This window comes from Mycoplasma phocimorsus (assembly GCF_030077875.1).
In the GTDB taxonomy this organism is placed as follows: Bacteria; Bacillota_I; Bacilli_A; order Mycoplasmatales; family Metamycoplasmataceae; genus Mycoplasma_H; species Mycoplasma_H phocimorsus.
Map to the genome: position 1 here is coordinate 74,754 of NZ_JASEJT010000007.1, position 17,975 is coordinate 92,728.

Genomic DNA, 17,975 nt, shown 5'->3' on the forward strand with positions numbered 1-17,975 from the left:
TAAGTATTTTAAGACATTTAAATAATCATCTATTTAAATTTAACTCAGTAAAATTATTTTTTATAAAACTATAAAAACTAATTTTTAATTTGATGTCTTTTCATATTAATGCATTCAGTTTTCAAAGAACTACTTTTTTAGAGAGTAGAACTCTCAAAACTAGATATGAATAAATGTTGGCACCATTAACATAACAGACTTTAATACTTAAAGTGTATTAAAGATTTTGGTAAATTGCCAAGTAAAAAGATTGTACTCTCCGTAGAAAGGAGGTGATCCATCCCCACGTTCTCGTAGGGATACCTTGTTACGACTTCACCCCAGTCACCAGACCTGCCTTAGACAGTTGCCTCCGAAGTTAGCAAACCGGCTTCGGGCATTTCCAGCTCCCATGGTGTGACGGGCGGTGTGTACAAGATCCGAGAACGTATTCACCGTAGCGTAGCTGATCTACGATTACTAGCGATTCCGACTTCATGAGGTCGAGTTGCAGACCTCAATCCGAACTGAGAACGATTTTTTGAGGTTTGCTTGCCGTTACCGGGTTGCTTCTCTTTGTATCGTCCATTGTAGCACGTGTGTTGCCCCACACGTAAGAGGCATGATGATTTGACGTCATCCCCACCTTCCTCCCGATTACTCGGGCAGTCTCATTATAGTCCCCAACTTAATGATGGTAAATAATAATAGGGGTTGCGCTCGTTGCAGGACTTAACCAAACATCTCACGACACGAGCTGACGACAACCATGCACCACCTGTCATTCTGTTAACCTCCGCTATATCTCTATAGCATTGCAGAAGATGTCAAGTGTGGGTAAGGTTCTACGCGTATCTTCAAATTAAACCACATGCTCCACCGCTTGTGCGGATCCCCGTCAATTCCTTTAAGTTTCACTCTTGCGAGCATACTACTCAGGCGGATCATTTAATGCGTTAGCTGTACCAGCGAATATCTCCGCCAGTTAATGATCATCGTTTACGGCGTGGACTACCAGGGTATCTAATCCTGTTTGCTCCCCACGCTTTCGTCTCTCAGTGTCAGTTGATATCCAGTTAGCTGCCTTCGCCATTGGTGTTCTTCAATATATCTACGCATTCCACCGCTTCACATTGAATTCCACTAACCTCTATATAACTCTAGCTTACCAGTATCTAACGCGGAATGGGGTTGAGCCCCAAGATTTAACGTCAGACTTAATAAACAACCTACAGACGCTTTACGCCCAATAATTTCGGATAACGCTTGTGACCTATGTATTACCGCGGCTGCTGGCACATAGTTAGCCGTCACTTTCTGACAAGGTACCGTCAAGACTAATTCATTTCCTAATTAGTTTTTTCTTCCCTTATAACAGCACTTTACACCCCGAAGGGCGTCATCGTGCACGCTGTGTCGCTCCATCAAGCTTTCGCTCATTGTGGAAAATTCCCTACTGCTGCCTCCCGTAGGAGTCTGGGCCGTATCTCAGTCCCAGTGTGGCCGGTCAGTCTCTCAACCCGGCTAAATATCATCGTCTTGGTGAGCCATTACCTCACCAACTAACTAATATTCCGCACCCCAATCTTTTAGTAGGGCAATCGCCCCTTTCATATTTTTTTCATGCGAAAAAAATAAACATTCGGTATTAGCAACTGTTTCCAGTTGTTATCCCAATCTAAAAGGTATGTTAAGTACGTGTTACTCACCCATTCGCCGCTAAGCTCTAAAAGCAAGCTTTTAAAACTCCGCTCGACATGCATGTATTAGGCACACAGCCAGCGTTCATCCTGAGCCAGGATCAAACTCTCAAAAAAATTGACTGTTATGATTTCATATCTAGTTTTCAAAGAACTACTACATTAAATTTTTAATATTTATTAAAATTTAATGCCTCAATATTATATAATAATTTATTTAAAACAAAAATTTATTTTTTATTTTTAAATAAATTAACGTTATTACATATATTATTAAATATTAAGTAGTTATATTATATGTTATAATTTTAAATAAATATAAAAAAAATATAAATTTTTTAATGTTATTTTTGTGCTATTTTTTTACATTACTATAATACAAAAAACTATAAATATTATTACCATATGATGTATAATAAAATATTTTATTAGTATTTTTAAATTGCTTTAAAATTTAAAAAAACACCCTATAGGTGTTAATAATTCTTTAAAAACTGAATGCATTAATTTATTAATAAATGGTCATTTAAATATCTCAAAAAACTTAAATATATTAAATCTATCGATAAATTAGTAATGGTCAGCTAAATGTATTACTACACTTACACCTCCATCCTATCAACCTCGTAGTCTACAAGGTATCTCAAGGGAATATTCATCTTTGAGGAGGCTTCCCGCTTAGATGCTTTCAGCGGTTATCCTTTCCGTACTTAGCTACCCAGCTGTGCTTCTGGCGAAACAACTGGCACACCAGTGGTACGTCCACTCCGGTCCTCTCGTACTAAGAGCAGCTCTCATCAATATTCCAAACGCCCACATCAGATAGGGACCGAACTGTCTCACGACGTTCTGAACCCAGCTCGCGTACCGCTTTAATGGGCGAACAGCCCAACCCTTGGAAGCGACTTCACCTCCAGGATGCGATGAGCCGACATCGAGGTGCCAAACCTTCCCGTCGATGTGATCTCTTGGGGAAGATAAGCCTGTTATCCCCGGGGTAGCTTTTATCCGTTGAGCGACGGCCTTTCCACGAAGTACCGCCGGATCACTAAGTCCTGCTTTCGCACCTGCTCGACTTGTGGGTCTCGCAGTCAATCACACTTTTACCTTTGCGCTCTACATACGGTTTCTGACCGTATTGAGTGTAACTTTGAACGCCTCCGTTACCTTTTAGGAGGCGACCGCCCCAGTCAAACTACCCACCACGCACTGTCCTCCAACCAGATAATGGTTGCAAGTTAGAAATTCAATTTAATAAGGGTGGTATTTCAAGGATGACTCCAAGTAAACTGGCGTCTACTCTTCATAGTCTCCCACCTATCCTACGCATATTAAACCAAATTTCAATACGAAGTTGTAGTAAAGCTCCACGGGGTCTTTTCGTCTTGATGCGGGTAGCCAGCGTTTTCACTGGCACCATAATTTCACCGAGTCTAGTGTTGAGACAGTTGAGAGATCATTGCGCCTTTCGTGCAGGTCAGTATTTAGCCGACAAGGAATTTCGCTACCTTAGGACCGTTATAGTTACGGCCGCCGTTCACCCGGGCTTCACTTTCTTGCTTCGCAATTGCTAACAAGTCCGCTTAACCTTCGGGCACTGGGCAGGCTTCACCCCCTATACTTCAGCTTGCGCTTTAGCAGAGAGTTGTGTTTTTGATAAACAGTTGCCCCTCACAATTTACTGTGGCCTATTTTAAATAGGCCCCCCTTCTCGCGAACTTACGGGGTTAATTTGCAGAGTTCCTTAACACTAGTTTTCTCGCTCGCCTTAGAATACTCATCTTGGGGACGTGTGTCCGTTCTCGGTACAGGTCACCATTATTTTATAACGTTTAGAAGCTTTTCTTGGAAGTATGAAATCATTTAATTTGGTACTAACTTACGCTTTCCCTATGCATAATAACTCACGGTTAAACAGTGCGGATTTGCCTACACTGACCACTAATTACTTACCCCGGAATCCAATAACCGGTAAAACTATCCTTCTCCGTCACTCCATCACTAATAATAGCAAGTACAGGAATATTAACCTGTTGTCCATCGACTACGCCTGTCGGCCTCGCCTTAGGTCCTGACTAACCCTGGGTGGACGAACCTTGCCCAGGAAACCTTCCCCAATAGGCGTGGGAGATTCTCACTCCCAATCGTTACTCATACCGGCATTCTCACTTCTAAGCGCTCCACCAGTCCTTACGGTCTGACTTCAACGCCCTTAGAACGCTCCTCTAACGCAATTTAATTTTGCCCGCGGCTTCGGTTTCGTGTTTACTCCCGTTACATTATCGGCGCAGGGTCTCTTGACTAGTGAGCTATTACGCACTCTTTAAATGATGGCTGCTTCTAAGCCAACATCCTAGTTGTTTATGAAACCCCACAACCTTTCTGACTTAACACGAATTTGGGACCTTAGCCGGCGATCTGGGTTGTTTCCCTCGCGAGCATCGACGTTATCACCGATGTTCCGACTGCATGACAATACATATTGGTATTCAGAGTTTGATTGTAGTCAGTACAGCTAGGCGCCGCCATTCCACATTCAGTGCTTTACCACCAATACTTAACGTCACACGCTAGCCCTAAAGCTATTTCGAGGAGAACCAGCTATCTCCAGGTTCGATTGGAATTTCACCGCTATTCACAAGTCATCCGGGCACTTTTTAGCGTACTACGGTTCGGCCCTCCACTATGTTTTACCACAGCTTCAGCCTGCTCATGAATAGATCACCTGGTTTCGGGTATATATCAACATACTAAACGCCCTATTAAGACTCGATTTCTCTTCGGCTCCGCTTTTTTCTACTTAGCCTTGCATGTTAACATAACTCGCCGGTCCATACTGCAAGATGTACGCCATCACCCATTAACGGGCTCTGACTAATTGTAAGTAAGTGGTTTCAGAATCTATTTCACTCCCTTTTCAGGGTTCTTTTCACCTTTCCCTCACGGTACTATTTCGCTATCGGTGTCTAGTTAGTATTTAGCCTTACCGGGTGGTCCCGGCAGATTCAGACAGGGTTTCACGTGCCCCGCCCTACTCAGGATTCATTCAAGAGAATTACACATTTCGCTTACGGGAGTATCACCCTCTTTGCTTGCTTTTTCCAAAGCATTCTGCTATATGTAATTTTTGTAACTCTATTTAGAATGTCCTACAACCCCGTCAAAATGACGGTTTGGGCTTTTCCACTTTCGCTCGCCGCTACTAATGGAATCATTATTTATTTTCTTTTCCTCTTGCTACTAAGATGTTTCAATTCACAAGGTATTTCGTACTATTAGCTATGTATTTACTAATAGTCAATTAGAGATTAATCTAATTAGGTTTCCCCATTCGGAAATCCCCGTTTCAAAGCATATTTCCAGCTAAACGAGGCTTATCGCAGGTTATCACGTCCTTCTTCGACTTCTAGACCCAAGGCATCCACCACAAACTCTTACTTATTTAATATTACTCTTACTTATTTCAAGTTGATTAAGTATAGTATTTTCCTATTGTTGTTTTGTTTTTATTAAGTATTTTAAGACATTTAAATAATCATCTATTTAAATTTAACTCAGTAAAATTATTTTTTATAAAACTATAAAAACTAATTTTTAATTTGATGTCTTTTCATATTAATGCATTCAGTTTTCAAAGAACTACTTTTTTAGAGAGTAGAACTCTCAAAACTAGATATGAATAAATGTTGGCACCATTAACATAACAGACTTTAATACTTAAAGTGTATTAAAGATTTTGGTAAATTGCCAAGTAAAAAGATTGTACTCTCCGTAGAAAGGAGGTGATCCATCCCCACGTTCTCGTAGGGATACCTTGTTACGACTTCACCCCAGTCACCAGACCTGCCTTAGACAGTTGCCTCCGAAGTTAGCAAACCGGCTTCGGGCATTTCCAGCTCCCATGGTGTGACGGGCGGTGTGTACAAGATCCGAGAACGTATTCACCGTAGCGTAGCTGATCTACGATTACTAGCGATTCCGACTTCATGAGGTCGAGTTGCAGACCTCAATCCGAACTGAGAACGATTTTTTGAGGTTTGCTTGCCGTTACCGGGTTGCTTCTCTTTGTATCGTCCATTGTAGCACGTGTGTTGCCCCACACGTAAGAGGCATGATGATTTGACGTCATCCCCACCTTCCTCCCGATTACTCGGGCAGTCTCATTATAGTCCCCAACTTAATGATGGTAAATAATAATAGGGGTTGCGCTCGTTGCAGGACTTAACCAAACATCTCACGACACGAGCTGACGACAACCATGCACCACCTGTCATTCTGTTAACCTCCGCTATATCTCTATAGCATTGCAGAAGATGTCAAGTGTGGGTAAGGTTCTACGCGTATCTTCAAATTAAACCACATGCTCCACCGCTTGTGCGGATCCCCGTCAATTCCTTTAAGTTTCACTCTTGCGAGCATACTACTCAGGCGGATCATTTAATGCGTTAGCTGTACCAGCGAATATCTCCGCCAGTTAATGATCATCGTTTACGGCGTGGACTACCAGGGTATCTAATCCTGTTTGCTCCCCACGCTTTCGTCTCTCAGTGTCAGTTGATATCCAGTTAGCTGCCTTCGCCATTGGTGTTCTTCAATATATCTACGCATTCCACCGCTTCACATTGAATTCCACTAACCTCTATATAACTCTAGCTTACCAGTATCTAACGCGGAATGGGGTTGAGCCCCAAGATTTAACGTCAGACTTAATAAACAACCTACAGACGCTTTACGCCCAATAATTTCGGATAACGCTTGTGACCTATGTATTACCGCGGCTGCTGGCACATAGTTAGCCGTCACTTTCTGACAAGGTACCGTCAAGACTAATTCATTTCCTAATTAGTTTTTTCTTCCCTTATAACAGCACTTTACACCCCGAAGGGCGTCATCGTGCACGCTGTGTCGCTCCATCAAGCTTTCGCTCATTGTGGAAAATTCCCTACTGCTGCCTCCCGTAGGAGTCTGGGCCGTATCTCAGTCCCAGTGTGGCCGGTCAGTCTCTCAACCCGGCTAAATATCATCGTCTTGGTGAGCCATTACCTCACCAACTAACTAATATTCCGCACCCCAATCTTTTAGTAGGGCAATCGCCCCTTTCATATTTTTTTCATGCGAAAAAAATAAACATTCGGTATTAGCAACTGTTTCCAGTTGTTATCCCAATCTAAAAGGTATGTTAAGTACGTGTTACTCACCCATTCGCCGCTAAGCTCTAAAAGCAAGCTTTTAAAACTCCGCTCGACATGCATGTATTAGGCACACAGCCAGCGTTCATCCTGAGCCAGGATCAAACTCTCAAAAAAATTGACTGTTATGATTTCATATCTAGTTTTCAAAGAACTACTACATTGATATAATATTTTACTAACAAATCAATGTACTAATATTATATATAAATATTTAAAAATCAAAATTATTTTTTTATTTTTTTCTGATGACTTTTTCTTATATTAATATTAAGTATATGCATTATACATAAAAATATAAAATGTACAAAAAAAATAAAAATTTTTTTGTTGTTTAATAAAAAAATAAATATGCAAAAAATATTTAAATATAATCAAAAATAAAAAATTATCATCAAATAATGATAACTTTATAAAACTTATTCTATTAAATTTGTTTTATTTTATATATAGATTGTTGTAATAAATCAGTATTAAATTCCATTACAACACCATTAATTTGGCATTTATTATTGCTTACACTAAAACGAGAATTTTCATTATATCTCATTTTTAAATAAACACTTTCAAAACTTACACCAATAGCACTTTGTATTGGGCCACACATTCCAGCATCTGATATATATAAAGTGCCATTTGGCAATATTTGATCATCATTAGTTTGTACATGAGTATGAGTTCCTGCTAGTCCATTAATTTTTCCATCTAAATATAAAACTATTACATGCTTTTCACTTGTAGTTTCACCATGAAAATCTATAAAATGAAAATCTGTTTTTTCTTCAAGAAGAATTTCATCAATTTTATCAAAAAAATTATCCGCATATTCTTCATTTCAAGGCCGATTTAATTTATTAAAAGTAATACCCATTAAAGATGTTATTCTAATACTAATATTATTAATATAAAAAATATTTGTCCCTTTGCCTGGATAGTGACTTGATATATTAGCTGGCCTAATTACATCTTCATTTTCAATAATTTCATGAATATCTTCATTTGCTCATACATGGTTGCCTAATGTAAAAACATTAACTCCTGCTAATTTTAAACGATTATAATCAGAAGGAATAAATCCTTTTCTTCCACTAACATTTTCAGCTTGAGCAATAACAAAATCTATTTTATGTTGAGCAATGATGCTCGGTAACTCTTTTTCTACTATTTTGATGCCTGGTTCTCCAAAAATATCACCTAAAAATAAAATTTTTAACTTTTTGTTTTCTTGTTTTTTCATGTTTCATTAATAATTATATATATTAATTAAAATAATTTAATTCAATTGTTTCAAAATTTCATTATATAAATCTTCATTTTCTTTAAGAAGGGTTGTTAAATTTGAAATTCCTTGAGCAATATTTTCATTATTGTAAGAGTATCATGTCCCTTTGCGCTCTATTACTCCTTTTTCTATAGCTAATTGAATAATTTCTCCTATTATATTTATTCCTTTTGAATAAATAATTTCAGATTCAACAGTTTTAAATGGTGGGGCTAGTTTATTTTTTACCACTTTCATTTTAATACCATTGCCAAGTGTTTCTTTGTTTTCCGTAATCTGCGATAGTTTTCTTACTTCTACTCGAATTGAAGCATAAAATTTTAATGCCCTTCCTCCAGGTGTAGTTTCAGGGTTTCCAAATATCACACCAATTTTTTCTCTTACTTGATTTATAAAAATAATCGAAGTATTATTTTTTGATAAAGTTGCTGTTATTTTTCTTAATGCTTTTGACATTAATCTTGCTTGTGAACCAATAGTTTGATCTTTCATCTCTCCATTCAATTCTACTTCAGGTACTAAAGCTGCTACTGAATCTATTACAATAAGATCAATATGACCACTTCTAGCTAAAATATCAACAATTTCTAAAGCTTTTTCTCCGCTATCTGGTTGTGATAATAATAATTTATCAATATCAACTCCTAAATTTTTAGCATAATTCGGGTCAATAGAGTGCTCTACATCAATAAAAACTGCTGTTCCACCACGTTTTTGAACTTCAGCTATAGCATGTAAGCTCATTGTTGTTTTACCAGAAGATTCTGGTCCAAAAATTTCAATGATTCTTCCTTTGGGTCATCCATTTATTCCTAAAGCATTATTAAGGAGTAATGAACCTGTTGAAAATGTTTCTACTTCTAAAGAGGGTTTTTCACCTAGCATTAATAATGTCTCTTTTCCGTATTTTTTTTCGATCTCTTTAATGAGCTCTTTTAATTTATTTTTTTGTTCCATATGTTTACCTCATTCGCAATAACAAAGAGTCTTAATAAATTCTCAAAAAAGGAAAAAATTAGGAATTTTTGTAAAAATATAAAAAATGGCAGGAGTAGCAGGACTCGAACCCACAACACACGGGGTTGAAGCCCGTTGTTCTACCGATTGAACTATACTCCTAATAGCCAAATATTATTATAAATTATTTTCAAAATTCAATAATAAAAAAACAGCATTATTTAAAAAAATATTTAGTTTATAATTATTAAAAAGGAGTTTTATGCCTGAATTACCGGAAGTGCGTGTTGTTGCCAAAAGTTTAAAAAATGCAATTTTAAATAAAACTATTATTGATATTGATATTATAAACACTAAATTTATTAAGGAAATTGATTCATTCACTTTTAAAAAAGCAATAATCAATCAAAAAATAATTGATATAACTAATAGAGGAAAATTTCTTTTATTTTTTCTTTCTAATAATAATATTATTTTATCACACTTAAGAATGGAAGGAAAATATGCTACTATTAAAAAGGGAAATTTTCCAAAACATACATATTTAGTTTTCAAACTTGACAATGATGAATCTTTATGTTATTCTGATTCAAGAATGTTCGGAACTTTTCATTTAAGAAATATCGATAATTATAATAAAATATTACCTCTATCAAAATTAGCAAAAATTCCTGCTGAAACAAATTTAAATGAGTTGCATTTTAAGCTACTTAAAAAGAATATTGCTATTAAAACCGCTTTACTAGACCAAAGTTTAGTAGTTGGTTTAGGAAATATTTATGTAAATGAAGCATTATGGGCATCAAAAATAAATCCTAATAGAAAAGCAAAAAATATATCTAAGGAAGAATTAAAAAATATTCTTGATAATTCAACCAGAATTATGGATGAATCAACTATTTTGGGTGGATCTACAATTTCAAGTTATCAGTCATTAAATTTTCAAGAGGGTTCATATCAAAACTTTTTAAAAGTTCATAATAAAGAAGGGAAAAAATGTCTTAGATGCGATAACTTAATAATTAAAATAAAAGTTAATGGAAGAGGGACATATTATTGCTCTTATTGTCAAAAGTAGGAAAACAGTAGTTTTTTAGGCTACTGTTTTTTTAGGTTATATGTCCCAATATAAGGAAGATTTCTTAAACGATCTTTTAAATCTAAACCAAAGCCAATAACAAATTCATCACCTATTTCAAAACCATATATATCTGGAAAAACATCAGTTTTTCTATGTATTTTCTTTTCAAGTAATGTAATAATTTTTAAACTTTTTGGTTTTCTTGCTAAAAGAAGTTTTTTAACTTTATCAAGTGTTTGTCCAGTATCTATAATTTCTTCTACAATTAAAATATTTTTATCTGTAATATCTCTGTCCAAGTCAAGAACAATTTTCACATTATTTGTTGACTGAAAATTATCTCCATAAGATGAAACAATCATGAAGTCTAAAATGCACTCAACTTCAACTCCTTTTATTAATTGCATCATAAAAGGTAATGCCCCTTTTAAAAGACCTACCATAATTAGTGGTTCTTTTTCATTTTTATAGGTTTCATTAACTCAAGTAGAAAGCTCACTAATACGAGCTTCTAGTTGTTCTTGCGAAAATAAAATCTTATCTACTTCATTGTGTTTTTCCATATCTTTCCCCTTTTTATTTACAGTATTGTATAACAAAAATAAAGAAGATAATAAAAAAACCTGAAACTATCAGGTGATTTTAATCATATGGTGGCTCCGGCAGGAATCGAACCAGCGACACACGGAGCTTCAATCCGTTGCTCTACCTACTGAGCTACAGAGCCATGGCGGTCCAGACGGGGATCGAACCCGCGATCTCCTCCGTGACAGGGAGGCGTATTAACCACTTTACCACTGGACCATTGGTTGCGGAGATAGGACTTGAACCTATGACCTTCGGGTTATGAGCCCGACGAGCTTCCAACCTGCTCCACTCCGCGATATGATTTTATATATATTTAATTTTAATTTAGTACCTGCAAAACAGGTATATGGCGGGCAATGAGGGATTCGAACCCCCGCGGGCCGTGAAGCCCCTGTCAGTTTTCAAGACTGATCCCTTCAGCCGGACTTGGGTAATTGCCCTTGGTGGACCCAGCAGGACTTGAACCTGCAACCTACCGGTTATGAGCCGGGTGCTCTAACCAATTGAGCTATAGGTCCTACTGTGTATTTCCGTATGGTAGCACTGAAGAGGCTCGAACTCTTGACCTTCCGGATATGAACCGGACGCTCTAACCAACTGAGCTACAGTGCCATATGGTGGAGAGGAAGGGAGTCGAACCCTCTACCTCCTGCGTGCAAGGCAGGCGCTCTAGCCAGGTGAGCTACCCCCCCAAATGGTGAAGAAGACAGGATTTGAACCTGCGACCACTACGTCCCAAACGTAGCGCTCTGCCAAGCTGAGCTACTTCTCCGCATTATTTGCTAATTTATTATACTATAAAATAAAAATTGTTTAAAACTTTTTTTATTTTTTTCTCAACTTGACTATTATTATTATATATAAAATTATTTTTTAAAAATATATTTTTGTAAAAATAAAAAGGAGAAATATGAAGGTCGTTTTGTGTGGTACACCAAGCTTTGCTGTTCCTGTTTTTGAAGAAATTAATAATAATATTAATGTTATTGCTATTATAACACAACCTGATACACCCTCAAATAGAGGACAAAAATTGAATGAAAGCGCAGTTGCAACTTGAGCAAAAGAAAAGGGAATTAAATTATTTAAACCTAATAAAATAGGCGAAATATATGAAGAGCTGAAAGAATTGGATTATGATATTATGTTAACCTTTGCTTTTGGTCAATATATTCCAGAAAAAGTACTTGAATTACCTAAAATAGCATCAGTAAATATTCACGGCTCTTTACTTCCTAAATATAGGGGGGCAAGTCCGGTTCAATATACTTTATTAAATAATGATGAATATGCTGGTATAAATTTGATTTATATGACTAAAGATATGGATGCTGGTGATATTATTTTTGAAGCTAAATTAAAAATTCAAGAAGAAGATACAACAAGTAAGTTATTTGTAAAATTAGCAAATTTAGCTAAAGAAAATATTGTTGAATGACTAAATAAGCTTTACAAAAATGATATTGTTATTACTAAACAAGATGAAACACTTATTACATTAACAAAAAAATTACAAAAAGAAAATGGTGAATTAAGTCAATGCGATGATATACAAACAAATTTAAATAAAATTAGAGCTTATGCCGATAATCCTGGAGCTTTTTATTTTAATAATGGAAAAAGAGTGAAAGTATTTATGGCTAAAAAAGAAATTATTAAGAATGCGCCAGTCATTCCATGTGCCAATGGCAATCTATATGCAACTGATTATCAATTTGAATCTAAAAAAAGAATTAAATTATAAATAAAAAATGTCAAGGTTTCCTTGATATTTTTATTCTTCTTCTTTTTCTATAACAGTTAATGCTTTTGTAACACTTGGGTTAATTTTGTTTGATATTTTAGTAATTGTATCTGTTAAATTATTTGCAGTTGTTAAATCATCGATTATTTTTTGTGCTTTGTTTTTTGAATTATCTAAATATTTTTTAATATTAGCAAATTTCTTTTGAATATTATCAAGCAGCTCTTGAATATTTCCAATATGCTTGTTAGTTTCAAAATTCTTTCATTGTAATAAAATGTGATTAATAAAAAAAGTAATTGTTGAAGGGCCAGCTAAAAACACTTTATATTTGTTTTGTAATTCAAAATTAAATTCGCCATCTTCAACAGCTTGTGCATAAATTGAATCACTAGGTAAAAACATAATTGCATAATCGGTAGTAATGCCTTGCTTCAAATATTTTTTAGATATTGATTCAGCTTGTGATTTAATTGCAGTTTTAAATTGTTTTTTAAGTTTTTTTAATTCTTCTTTTGAGTTAGCTTCAAAAATTTTATTGTAAGCTTCGATTGGAAATTTTGAATCAATTGGTAAAAATTGTTTTTCGTTTTTCTTGCTAATAACTTCAACAACAAAATCTACAATCTCATTCTTGATTTCTACTTCATGCTCATTTTTTAATTTTGAAAGATTAACTTGTGATTTTCATAAAACATTTTCATTGCTTAAATTATTAGTAAGTATTTTTTGTAATGATATTTCACCAAAAATCCCTCTCACTTTTGGATCATTAAATGTTCTATTTAATTTTTCTAGTGATTTATCAACAGTTTCAACTTTTTGAAGATTATTCGTTAAATCATTCATACTTTGATTAATTGAAGTAAAATGCTCTTGAAGTTGTTTTGACAATTTAGATTCAAAATGTGCATCCATTTCTTCTTTAATTTTTGCTAATTGTAGATTGTTATTCTTTTCCAAATCATTAAGAGTTGTTTTTGTCTCTTGTTGAATTTCTTTAATTCCATTATTAATTTCTTTAATTAAATCAATCATTTTATTATTGATCAATTCAATAATATTTTGATTAAAATTATTAATTTTTTCTATTAGAGCTTCTGACAACTTATTTATTGAATCATAATTTAAATTCAATAAAGTTAAAATAGATGAAAAATTTTCATGCATTTTTTCTTTAAACTCTTGCGCTTTTTTATTTTTATCTTTTTTTTGAAAATAAAAAACAATATTTAATATTATTATCAAAAAACTTAAAGCTATTAAAAATGCTAGAAGTCAATAAATATTATTCATAAATCCTTTTCCTCTTTGTTTTAAAACAAATCAGAACAAGTAGAATTTTCCTTGTTCTGATTATTTTTAAATTATTTTGTTATTGCCTAATATTATAAGAATTATTATGATTAAAATAGAAACGCCTAATAATCCAATTGAAATTAAAAAGAAACGATCAAGTTTTTTCTTAATATTTTTTGAATTTAAAGATACAAAATCTTCATATGTAGGTTTTCTTGGTACTTTAACTGAAACATTATTTTCAAAGTCTACTGGACAAAATCCTGCTTTAGGCTCAGAAACTATTTCTGCTTCAAATTCGTTACCTTGTTCTATATTTTTTTCTTCATCAAAAAACATCTTGTGCCTCCTTAGTTAATTTTAACTTCTTCTCAAAATTCAAGAACATCATCTTCTTGAATATTATTGAATCCTTTAATATGTAATCCAAATGTTTTACCTTTTACTACTTCTTTAGCATCATTTAATTCTCTTCTTAATGAATCAATAAATCCAAAATGAATTACATGATTATTTCTAATAACTTTTACTTTAGAATTATATCTCACAACTCCCTCATCTTGAACGCAACCAGCAATTTTTCCTACCTTTGAATAAGTAAATACCTTAATAATGTGAGCAAGACCAATTTTTTTATCTTCGTAAATAGGCATTTCATTATTTGAAAGAATTAATTCAACATCTTCAATAATCTTATAAATTGTTGAGTGAGTTGTATGTTTAATACCCATACTTTTAGCACCTTGTCTAATAACTGCATCAGGCTTTACATTAAAACAAAAAATATAAGCGCCTGATGTTTGAGCTAAAAGAAGATCAGATTTTGTTAATTGACCGCCTGCAGATGATATTACTCTAATAATTGCATCATTATTAGATTTTTTATCAATAGCGCCCTTAATTGCTTCAGCAGTACCTTGAGTATCTGATTTAATTATTACATTAATTATTTTTTTGCCGTCATTATCAACATCTTGAGATTTTTCATATAAATTTACTTTTTTATCATGTTCTTCTTTTTCAGTTGCTAATTTTTTTGCAAATTTCTCATCCTTAAATCCTACAAAGCGATCACCTGCAAGTGGAAGATAATTAAGTCCCGTCACAAGAACAGGCGTGCCTGGATGGGCATGTTTAAGCTCATTATAATTAGAATCCATTAATTTTCTTACGCGACCATATTTACTTCCAGCTACAATAAAATCACCTTTATATAAAGTTCCATTTTCAACAATAAGAGTAGTAACAGAACCAACGCCTTTATCAAGTTTTGATTCTATAACAGTTCCTATTGGATACCTTCTTCTATTAGCTTTTAAATCTAAAAGTTCAGCTAAAAGAGTAATTCTATCAAATAATTCATCAATACCCTTGCCTTGAAGAGCAGAACCTAATACAACTTGAGTGTCACCGCCATATTCTTCAACAATAACATCTTCGGCTGAAAGCTCAGCTTTTATTCTCTCAATGTCTTTATTGGGTTTATCAATTTTATTAATAAACACAATCATTGGCACTTTAGCTGCTTTTGAGTGAGCTATTGCTTCCTTGGTTTGTGGCATAACCCCATCATCAGCTGCAACTACTAAAACAACTATATCAGTTATTTTTGCGCCTCTTGAACGCATTTGAGTAAATGCTTCATGACCTGGTGTATCAATAAAAGTAATTTTTTTCTTTTTATGAATAACTTGATATGCACCAGTATGTTGTGTAATTCCATGCGACTCAGTTTCAACAATATTAGTTTTTCTTATTTTATCTATAAGAGTAGTTTTACCATGATCAACATGACCCATAACAGTAACTACCGGAGGACGAGAAGTTAATTGAGAATCATCATCCACAAATTCAACTTCATTTAAAAAGTTAGAGGCATTAATTTCATTTTCTTTTTTTATATCAATTCCGCGATCAAAACAAACTTCAGCAATTTCTTCTTCGCTTAAAGCATATGTAAGTGGGTATGCTTTTCCTTTTAATAAAAAATACTTAATTAATTCATTTGCATTAATCTTAAGTTTTGAGGCTAAATCAGCCACACTCATCTTTCCAGAATAAATTAATACTCCATCCTTAACTTCAGATACTACATCCTTTAATTGAGATTTTATTTGTTCTATATTTGATGTTTGATGTCTTTTATCAGCCATAATTCTCTACCTCCTTGATTATTTCATTGTAGATTGTTTTATCAACATTCATTCTAAAAGCTTTGTTGATAATTTTCTTACTTAAAGCTTGCAATATAATATTTTTATCTTTAATTAAATATGCTCCTCTACCCTTAAGTTGAAGATTTCAATCAACTTTTATAATATTATTTTTATCTTTGTTGATTCTTAGTAATGAATCTATAGGTAGAATTTGATTTGTATAAACACACTTTCTTGTAATACTATTCTCAATCTTCATCATCAATGTCATCAAAATCAAAATCACCAAGTGTGTCTACCAAATCTTTATCAGCGGTGTAATCTTTCATTTGTTGTTCAATTACAACAAGATCTTCATCATCTTTTGATTCAATAATTTTATCTAAATCTTCTTGTTTTACATTAAAATCAAAATTATTATCTTTTAATTTTACTGCTTTTTTAACGAAATCAGTAGTTGATTTTGTTTCAACTTTATCCTCTTCATCTTCAATTTGAGTTTTATACTCATTCATTTCAGATAAAATTAATTGAAGATCTTTATCGGCTGTAAAATCTCTTGGACGATAGGTATTTTCGCTTCTTTGAAATCTTGGCATAAATGAGTTTCTTCTCATATTTGGGTTATATACTTGATTAAGTTCTTCAAGTTCTTCACCTTGAATATTACCATTATATTGGAATCTCATATTTTGTTCAATTGCTTGCGCAAAACTTAAAACATTAATTTTAATTTTTAATAAATCAGCGATTAATGAAACATTAATTCCTTTTTTACCAATAGCAAGCGATAATTGAGAGTTAGGAACAATAACATCAAAGCTGCTTAATTTTTGATTATAAACAATAGATACTACTCTTGAAGGCGAAAATGCATTTGCTATATATTTCAAAAAGTTTTCATCATATTTAATAATATCAATTAATTCTCCACCCAATTTAGCTGAAACTGCAGAAATTCTTGAACCATCTCTACCAATAATTGAGCCAATTTCATCAAAATTAAATGTTACACCCTCTGCTTTAGCAATAGCAACTTTAGCTCTTTCTCCTGCTACTCTGGAAATATTAACAATCTTAATAAGACCTTGGGCTAATTCTGGAATTTCATTTGCTAATTCAATTTTTAATAACTCGTTTGATGATGTGGAAAGAATGATCTGTGAATGTTTGGTATCTTCTAAAACATTTTCAATAAATGCATCAATTTCAGTAATATTATCGTGATTTTCAATTAATTTTTTATTTGCAAATCGCAATGGTAAAAAGGCAGGAGTTTCATCTTTAATAATCAAAGCATTAAATCCTTGTTTTCCTTTAGTAGTAATTTTCACTTTTACAATTGTTCCAATTTTATCTTTAAAATTAGCATAAATATTTTCTTTTACTTTTTTGCTTAAAGCCTGTCTAAATTGAGAAATAATTGCATTTTGCACTTTCCCATGAAGACTTTTTATTTCAAATGTTTTAACTACTAAATCATCAATTTCTGATTCTTGTGAAATTTTTTTAGCTTCTGATAACTTAATAAAAGTTAATTCATTAGCAATTTTTTCAATATCGTCTTCTTTAAGTGTTAAAAATAAATCGCTGAACTCTTCATCTGAATAAACAATAAATTCCTTATTTATTCAAATATTTTTTTCATCTTGATCAATATCAATAGTAACATTAGCATCAGGATCATATTTTGCTATAACCTCTTTAATTGATTCTTTAAAAAGTTCTAATACTATTTCCTTTTCAATTTTTTTAGTTGAAGCTACCTCTTCAAATAACAAATTAAAATCAAATGATTCATTGAAATTTTGATTTGCCATATTTTCCTTTCGATTTTTTATAAATATTTAATTAAATAAAAAGCTACGCAAGCGCAACTTTTTTGATTACAAACTGCTTTTTAATTATAGCAACATATTAAATATTTTTATAAAATAAATTTTTAAATAATATAATAATAAAATATAATATGTATTAATTTATTAATAATAAATGTAATT

The 17,975-nt window shown here is 33.3% G+C and carries 10 protein-coding genes, 9 tRNA genes and 3 rRNA genes; 2 read left to right on the plus strand and 20 right to left on the minus strand.

Annotation, left to right across the window (positions count from 1 at the left end; translation table 4 throughout):
- Positions 1-265 precede the first annotated feature (265 nt).
- From QMA87_RS01605 to QMA87_RS01630, 6 genes are all read right to left on the minus strand, one after another.
- Positions 266-1,796, minus strand: a 16S ribosomal RNA gene (locus tag QMA87_RS01605).
- Positions 1,797-2,228: 432 nt separating this feature from the next.
- Positions 2,229-5,127: ribosomal RNA gene (locus QMA87_RS01610) — 23S ribosomal RNA — on the minus strand.
- A 327-nt stretch (positions 5,128-5,454) separates the two neighbouring features.
- A 16S ribosomal RNA gene (locus tag QMA87_RS01615) occupies positions 5,455-6,985 on the minus strand.
- Together the 16S and 23S rRNA genes form the textbook arrangement of a ribosomal RNA operon.
- A 310-nt stretch (positions 6,986-7,295) precedes the next feature.
- The gene (locus QMA87_RS01620; protein ID WP_283833734.1) at positions 7,296-8,105 is read right to left on the minus strand and encodes a TIGR00282 family metallophosphoesterase; all 810 of its coding nucleotides are present in this window, start codon (positions 8,103-8,105) and stop codon (positions 7,296-7,298) included.
- 36 nt (positions 8,106-8,141) lie between these two features.
- Positions 8,142-9,107 carry a recombinase RecA gene (gene recA, locus QMA87_RS01625; protein ID WP_283830259.1) on the minus strand — a complete coding sequence of 322 codons (966 nt, stop codon included), beginning with the start codon at positions 9,105-9,107 and terminating at the stop codon, positions 8,142-8,144.
- Positions 9,108-9,193: 86 nt separating this feature from the next.
- Positions 9,194-9,269, minus strand: a tRNA-Trp gene (locus QMA87_RS01630).
- A gap of 100 nt (positions 9,270-9,369) precedes the next feature.
- Here QMA87_RS01630 and mutM point away from each other — a divergent pair.
- Positions 9,370-10,185, plus strand: a complete 816-nt coding sequence (mutM, locus tag QMA87_RS01635) for a DNA-formamidopyrimidine glycosylase (protein WP_283833735.1) — start codon at positions 9,370-9,372, stop codon at positions 10,183-10,185.
- Positions 10,186-10,205: 20 nt separating this feature from the next.
- On the opposite strand, the gene hpt is transcribed toward mutM, so the two are convergent.
- From hpt to QMA87_RS01680, 9 genes are all read right to left on the minus strand, one after another.
- Positions 10,206-10,751, minus strand: a complete 546-nt coding sequence (hpt, locus tag QMA87_RS01640; RefSeq protein ID WP_283823725.1) for a hypoxanthine phosphoribosyltransferase — start codon at positions 10,749-10,751, stop codon at positions 10,206-10,208.
- Between the two features lie 88 nt (positions 10,752-10,839).
- Positions 10,840-10,915: transfer RNA gene (locus QMA87_RS01645), tRNA-Phe, on the minus strand.
- A 1-nt stretch (position 10,916) separates the two neighbouring features.
- Positions 10,917-10,992: transfer RNA gene (locus tag QMA87_RS01650), tRNA-Asp, on the minus strand.
- 2 nt (positions 10,993-10,994) lie between these two features.
- Positions 10,995-11,071: transfer RNA gene (locus QMA87_RS01655), tRNA-Met, on the minus strand.
- A 52-nt stretch (positions 11,072-11,123) separates the two neighbouring features.
- Positions 11,124-11,216: transfer RNA gene (locus QMA87_RS01660), tRNA-Ser, on the minus strand.
- A gap of 1 nt (position 11,217) precedes the next feature.
- A tRNA-Ile gene (locus QMA87_RS01665) sits at positions 11,218-11,294 on the minus strand.
- A 17-nt stretch (positions 11,295-11,311) separates the two neighbouring features.
- Positions 11,312-11,388 (minus strand) — tRNA-Met (locus QMA87_RS01670).
- Positions 11,389-11,391: 3 nt separating this feature from the next.
- Positions 11,392-11,468: transfer RNA gene (locus QMA87_RS01675), tRNA-Ala, on the minus strand.
- 3 nt (positions 11,469-11,471) lie between these two features.
- Positions 11,472-11,548: transfer RNA gene (locus QMA87_RS01680), tRNA-Pro, on the minus strand.
- A 138-nt stretch (positions 11,549-11,686) separates the two neighbouring features.
- Between QMA87_RS01680 and QMA87_RS01685 the strand changes: the two genes are divergently transcribed.
- Entirely contained in the window at positions 11,687-12,520 is an 834-nt protein-coding gene (locus tag QMA87_RS01685) for a methionyl-tRNA formyltransferase (protein ID WP_283833736.1), read from the plus strand.
- Between the two features lie 30 nt (positions 12,521-12,550).
- Here the strand turns inward: QMA87_RS01685 and QMA87_RS01690 are convergent, their stop codons facing one another.
- The 5 genes from QMA87_RS01690 to QMA87_RS01710 all read right to left on the minus strand — a co-directional run bounded on the left by QMA87_RS01690 (position 12,551) and on the right by QMA87_RS01710 (position 17,795).
- Complete coding sequence (locus tag QMA87_RS01690; RefSeq protein ID WP_283833737.1) at positions 12,551-13,816, minus strand: DNA recombination protein RmuC; 1,266 nt, start codon at positions 13,814-13,816, stop codon at positions 12,551-12,553.
- 66 nt (positions 13,817-13,882) lie between these two features.
- Positions 13,883-14,158, minus strand: coding sequence for a hypothetical protein (locus QMA87_RS01695; protein ID WP_283823722.1), 276 nt, complete (start codon positions 14,156-14,158; stop codon positions 13,883-13,885).
- A gap of 11 nt (positions 14,159-14,169) precedes the next feature.
- Positions 14,170-15,972, minus strand: coding sequence for a translation initiation factor IF-2 (gene infB, locus QMA87_RS01700; RefSeq protein ID WP_336619112.1), 1,803 nt, complete (start codon positions 15,970-15,972; stop codon positions 14,170-14,172).
- On the minus strand, positions 15,962-16,234 hold the full coding sequence (locus tag QMA87_RS01705) for a YlxR family protein (protein ID WP_283827288.1): 273 nt from the start codon (positions 16,232-16,234) through the stop codon (positions 15,962-15,964). The genes infB and QMA87_RS01705 overlap by 11 nt, the downstream gene beginning before the upstream one ends.
- The gene (locus QMA87_RS01710) at positions 16,218-17,795 is read right to left on the minus strand and encodes a NusA N-terminal domain-containing protein (RefSeq protein WP_283823720.1); all 1,578 of its coding nucleotides are present in this window, start codon (positions 17,793-17,795) and stop codon (positions 16,218-16,220) included. The genes QMA87_RS01705 and QMA87_RS01710 overlap by 17 nt, the downstream gene beginning before the upstream one ends.
- Positions 17,796-17,975 lie beyond the last annotated feature (180 nt).